The sequence below is a fragment of the Klebsiella sp. OBRC7 genome (assembly GCF_000293135.1).
Lineage (GTDB): Bacteria > Pseudomonadota > Gammaproteobacteria > Enterobacterales > Enterobacteriaceae > Klebsiella > Klebsiella michiganensis.
Window position 1 is genome coordinate 1 of the sequence record NZ_ALNJ01000084.1, and the last position, 5,866, is coordinate 5,866.

At 57.0% G+C, this 5,866-nt stretch carries 4 protein-coding genes and 1 pseudogene; all 5 read right to left on the minus strand.

From position 1 onward, the window contains the following. A partial coding sequence (locus HMPREF1144_RS16090; protein ID WP_009653375.1) for a cellulose biosynthesis cyclic di-GMP-binding regulatory protein BcsB occupies window positions 1-1,267 on the minus strand: 1,267 nt, incomplete at its 3' end. Beyond that, a complete protein-coding gene (gene bcsA, locus HMPREF1144_RS16095) occupies window positions 1,264-3,375 on the minus strand; it encodes a UDP-forming cellulose synthase catalytic subunit (RefSeq protein ID WP_004855311.1) in 2,112 nt (703 codons plus the stop codon). The genes bcsA and HMPREF1144_RS16090, both read right to left, overlap by 4 nt. A gap of 20 nt (window positions 3,376-3,395) precedes the next feature. Further along, window positions 3,396-4,188, minus strand: a pseudogene (gene bcsQ, locus HMPREF1144_RS16100) (cellulose biosynthesis protein BcsQ). 1 nt (window position 4,189) lies between these two features. Next, window positions 4,190-4,768 carry a cellulose biosynthesis protein BcsO gene (gene bcsO, locus HMPREF1144_RS16105; protein WP_009653374.1) on the minus strand — a complete coding sequence of 193 codons (579 nt, stop codon included), beginning with the start codon at window positions 4,766-4,768 and terminating at the stop codon, window positions 4,190-4,192. Window positions 4,769-5,480: 712 nt separating this feature from the next. Continuing rightward, window positions 5,481-5,866, minus strand: a 386-nt coding sequence (locus HMPREF1144_RS16110) for an oligopeptide/dipeptide ABC transporter ATP-binding protein (RefSeq protein WP_009653373.1), incomplete at its 5' end; no start/stop codon positions are given.

A 5,866-nucleotide genomic window follows, 5' to 3' on the forward strand; every position in this document is an offset into this window, starting at 1 on the left:
CATCCCACAGGTAGAGGTCCGGCGCGGCGCGGAAGGCCACGCGCAGCGGTTCATGCCATACGCCGCTGACGGTCATACTTTGATCCTGGCGGATCAGCTCGCTGATTTTTACCGGCCGATCGGTGGCGATCCAGCGCGGGGCGTCGTACGGCTTGCTGACAGCTATCGTCTGCGGATCAACATCCATGCTGGCCGTCTGCGGGGCGAAATCGCCGCGGGTCAGGCGCCAGGCGGCCATCCGCAGCGCCGCGTCGTTCTGGCCGACGATGAGCAGCAGCTTATAGGCCGGATTGCCGGGGTTCTCAACGATCCGCAGCAGCGGCTTGTCGGTTTGCGGCAGCGTCAGGCCGCCCACCCGATCGCCGGGGTGGCCGATGATAATACCGTGCTTCTCGGGCAGGCGATCGCGCAGCGCGTCAAAAGCGATACCGCGATAATCGGCCTGAATACCCAGCCATGACGACACCAGCGCCGCAGCGCTGAAAATATCCGCCGTTGGTTTCTCCGGATACGCGATAGCGATATCCGCCGGCGTCATCTGCATGCTGTCGAAAAACGGGCGCGGGAAATGGCCTAAATCGTTGCTGATATTAAGCTGCTGGCTCTCCCAGCTAAAGTGGGAGGCGGGCAAAATGGTTACCCGCGAGGTGTCGTGAATATCGAGCCGGCACTGCATTGCATCGCCGTCGTTAATCTTAAAGCTCAGGTTGTTGCTGGAGACCATCAGCGCCGCCGGAATATCCAGCTGATAGTGCGAGATCTCCTCGCCGTCCGCGCCCAGCGGCAGCGTGCCGAGCGGCTGGCCGTTGAGCATTAACTGCAGCGTGGCGTTGCGGGACGCCATCTCCGGCGAGACCTTAACATCCAGCATCAGCTGGGCGTGGGTGACCACCTGATCGGAGGGCAGCGTAAAGCTGGCGCCGCCCTGGTTTTGTCCACCGCTAAGGATGATGCCGTCCGGCATGCCCATCTGCGTGAGGTTCAGGTCTCCGCCGACAATCGGCGTTAGCGGCACCGTATCAGCGACCCCAGATGCAACCGGCGACGGCATCGCGGGTAGCGAAGCCGGCTGAGGGACGTTTGCCGGCGCGGGCTCGGTCGTGGCGGGCGAATTTGCTTCGCTGGCAGGCGCCGACGCGCCGCTGGCTTCCGCATCAGGTAGCGGAAAATTAAGCGGCGGCAATGCGTCCGGGGGCGTGTCCTCGCTATGCAGCGCTGGCGCAGAGAGCATACCGGCCAGCAGCGCAAGCGTCGTTAAACGTTTCATAGGCTGCCGTCCTCCTGCGCGGGATTCGCCGCAGGCGGCTGACGACGCTGGCTACGGCGCGTCTTCCACGTCAGCCAGAACAGTTCGAATACGCAGCGCAAAATGGTGGCAAAAGAGCGGAACGGGTTGTCCTGCGGGCGCGGCGGGTTAATCCACGCATCGGCGCGGGCCAGCACCACGCGCACCAGCTCGCGGCGGCGGGAGAGCTGAATATTTTCATCAAATTGCAGACGAATAAACTGGTCGTCAGCGGTGACCTGGCGCACCGGGATCGAAATCGCGCCGGACTGGAGAATCAGCTCAATTTCTTCGATTTCATCCTGCAGGTGGCGCTTATCCGGCGCGCTTACGCGGCAGCCGCCCATGGACAGGTCCGCGGTGTGGCTGCGGGAGACAATGCCGCTGGTGTAGTGGATCAGTACCGGAATATCGACATCAATACGAATGGTTTTTCGCACCTGACGGGTTTCGCGCGCCACGGCAATGGCGGCCAGCAGGAAGATCAGGCTGTAAATCCCCCAGCCGACGTTTAGCGCGATAACGTTCGGGTCTGAGCCAAAGTAGTCGTGACCGATGGCGCGGACGATACCGACCACCACCCCCAGGCCCAGCAGACAGGCGACGACCAGGTGCGGTCTGACGACGGTAAAGTCGAAGTAGCCCACGTCCAGCAGGCCGCCTTTATCGGTCACGTTGAATTTCCCGCGTTTGGGGAAAATCATGGTCACCAGCGTCGGCAGCACCAGGTGGAACGCCAGCACGATATCGTAGATTTCGCCCCAGAAGCTGTAACGATAGCGACCGTTCATGCGCGAGCCGACATAGATCGCGAGGAACAGATGCGGCAGCGCGTAGGAGACAATCAGGCTGGCCGAGGAGTAGATGATATTCAGGTTGAACAGCAGGTAGGCCAGCGGTGCGGTGACAAAGACTACCCGCGGCAGGGCGAACTGATAATAGAGCATGGCGCTGAGATAGCACAGGCGCTGCTGGAACGTCAGCCCACGGCCCAGTAGCGGGTTATCCAGACGGAATATTTGCGTCATCCCGCGCGCCCAGCGGGTACGCTGAATCACGTGCACCACCAGACGTTCGGTGGCTAAGCCGGCCGCCAGAGGAATATCAAGGAACGCCGACTTCCAGCCCAGGCGCTGGAACTTCAGCGCGGTATGGGCATCTTCGGTCACGGTCTCTACCGCAAAGCCGCCGATCTGTTCCAGCGCGGCGCGGCGAATGACGGCGCAGGAGCCGCAGAAAAAGGTCGCGTTCCAGTTGTCGTTCCCCTGCTGGATCGGGCCATAAAACAGCATCCCTTCGTTAGGAATATTGCGGCCCACGGAGAGGTTGCGCTCAAAGGGGTCCGGCGAATAGAAGTAGTGCGGCGTCTGCACCAGCGCCAGCATCGGATCGTTGAGGAATCCGCCCACCGTCGCCTGCAAAAAGACGCGGGTTGCCACGTGATCGCAATCAAAAACGCAGATAAGCTCGCCGTGGGTCAACGTCATCGCGTGGTTGAGGTTGCCCGCCTTGGCGTGTTTGTTATCGTTACGGGTGATATACCCAACCCCAACGTCGGCGGCGAATACCGCGAATTCATTGCGCTTACCGTCATCCAGCAAATAGATTTTTAATTTATCTTTTGGATAATCAATACACTGCGCAGCCAGCACCGTATCACGCACCACCTCAAGCGGTTCGTTATAGCTGGGAATATAGATATCCACCGTCGGCCATTTGCTCATATCATCCGGCAGCGGGACAATTTCACGCTTTAGCGGCCAGACCGTTTGCAGGTAGTTAAGCAGCAGCATCACCCAGATATAGACTTCCGCCAGAAACAGCCCCATCCCCAGAATCGCTTCAATGGTGGAGTTAAAATGCAGGGTCTGCGTCAGACGGAAATACATATAACGGGTCGACATCAGCAGCGATGTCACAACCATGATGACGGAAACGCTGCGATTTTTACTGAACCCCATTACAAAGAGAATAGCGATGCTCAGCAGGCCAAAAATGTACTGCTTTTGGCTGTCCATCGGCGTGATCACCACCAGCACGGCAATGGGCGAAAGTACCAGTACCAGCAACCAGAAAAGCGTCTTTTTCATTCAGCAGCCCTGCAATTAAATTAAAGCCCTGACCTGCGAGGCTGGCTATGCACCTTGCCGTCACCAATATTGATACCCAACTGCGCAGAGATTTTTTTGGCAATAATTTCAATATCAAAGGCGGCTGCGGAGGAGGAGTTAAAGTCCAGGATCGACTTCTGGGAAGCATTCGCTTCCACCACGCTTTCATCACGATGGATGATGCCCAGCAGGCGATCGCCCAGCTTTTCTTCCATTAACGCCGTAACATCACGACTGACCTGGCGACGGTTATCGCTCTGGTTGATCACGAAATAGTGTCCGAGTTTATGGTTGAGTTCTCCCCCGGTCAGACGCTGCTTTTCCACGTGCGCCAGCGCGGACGTCGAGGCGGTATCCGCCAGCAGCGGTACCAGATGCATATCGGCAAGCGAAGTGAGCGCCTTTAGCGCGGGCGAAGGGCCCGGCGGCAGGTCGGCAATCGTAATCAGCCCCGGATAATTGAGTAATGCCGCCAGGCCGCGCGTCAGGAAATGCTCGTCATGGCTCAGGCGTTCATCGAAGGCCTGCCGCTGCGCGTCGCTCACGTCGCCGTAGGGCAAGACAAAAATATTGCTGCCGGCGCTTAATACGCACTGGCTCCAGTCATGGAGCTCCAGCGCTTTCGCGACATAGCCGCGCTCGTCGCTGAGGGGAACGCCAAAATGCAGGCGCAGGGCGTTCTGCACATCAAAATCGAGGGCCAGAACTTTACTGCCTGCGCGGGCCAGCGCCCAGGCCAGATTTGCCGCCAGGGTCGTTTTTCCTACGCCGCCTTTCGGTGAACACACGCAGATCAACGGCATGTCGCAATCCTCTCCAGGAGTGATTTCAGTGACTGATCTTTATCTTTTGCTACCGGCTCCGCGGTTTTAGCCGCAAAAAGATGGGCAAAACCCTCCGTCGTCGGCGCGGCCACCGGACGCGGCCTGACTGCCGGCGCAGGGACGCTGGCCGGTACCGGCTGCGCAGCAACCTGAGAAACCGGCGGCTGGGGGGCGGGCGCAGCCGCTGCCGGGCTTTGCGGCAGCGCAGGCTCTACGGCCACCGCAGCAGCCATGTCCGTCACGGGGGCGGGCCGCGGCGCGGAGGGCGGGATAATCAGGGACGGTGTAGCCAAAGAGGGTGCCGGGGGAGCCTGAACGGCCGCAGGCTCCACCTTGTGAAACATATCGGCAGGAACCCGCTGCGGCAGAGGTAAGGAAACCGACCCACCCATGGCCAAAGAAGAGGCTTCCTCCGCCGGAATAAGTTGATTGAGAATAACCCAATCCCCTTTTTCACCGGCGGCGGCTTCTGATGAGAGGTCCTTAAATTTTAGACTGTGTGTCCGCGTCTTTTCCTTGAAGCGCTGCAAATCATCATAATGGTTCATAGATAACCTCATGATTTAAATACGTCATATTTAATCTGTTTTAATTGTCATCCCACGCCATTAAGCGTAGTTTAATTTGTTGTTTTTTGGGCATTTACCCGGCGTTACGGCCATCACAATACGCTAACTTTAGTCGCGATTTGATTATTTTGGATAGGTCAGGCTGGTGTAATTCCATAGTGGTAGTACGGTTACACTAACAGTTCTTTTTCAAAATGATAGCCCCATTTTTTGGGCGGCTGTGCCGTCAATCCCCCCGCAGCCTGCCAGCCCATTAGCAGATCGTAGTTTTTTATACTGCCTGAATATTAAAAAATGGCGTAATACACGCCAGGGGAAGGCTAAAGAGAATACATTTTAATATTTTTTAAGGCGTTTAGAAATCACTTACCGCGCTTAATTAAAATAATAAAATATTGTTCCCGTCCAAAATAAATAGCTCAGGATGTTATCCAAAAACCAGGAATATAAAGCGTTGACCGAACAACAAAGAACAGTTTTATGCATCGCTTTTGCTGTTAATTTGCTCCGGCTAAAGAAAAAATCAAGATAAAGTAAAATACATTCATGTAGTTATCCCGGACTCCCGACATAGCAATGGTTGTGGCGTAAAATGCCAGTATTGTTCGTTGTCGGTTGTTCCAACACTGCTGAGTTATGGTTAAAAAAAAGCCGAAGCACAGGCTTCGGCTTTGATTATTGATTGCCTGAATCAGCTCAGGGGCTTCTCGCCGTTTTGCTCCTGGTCGACCGCAAAGCAGGCTACCAGCTGGCCACCGTAGTCCTTCAGCTGCGGCTGAAGCTGGGTGCATGGGCCGAAACGGCGACGGCAGCGGGCGTTAAACGCGCAGCCCGGCGGCGGATTCAGCGGGCTCGGCAGCTCGCCGGTGAGCTTGATGCGCTCGCGGCGGTCATCCGGGTTCAGACGCGGCGTTGCCGACAGCAGCGCCTGCGTGTACGGATGCTGCGGGTTGTTGAAGATTTGATCTTTCGTCCCTTTCTCCACGCAGCGGCCTAAATACATCACCATCACTTCATCAGCGATATGCTCCACGACCGACAGATCGTGGGAGATAAAGACGTAAGAAAGCCCCAGAT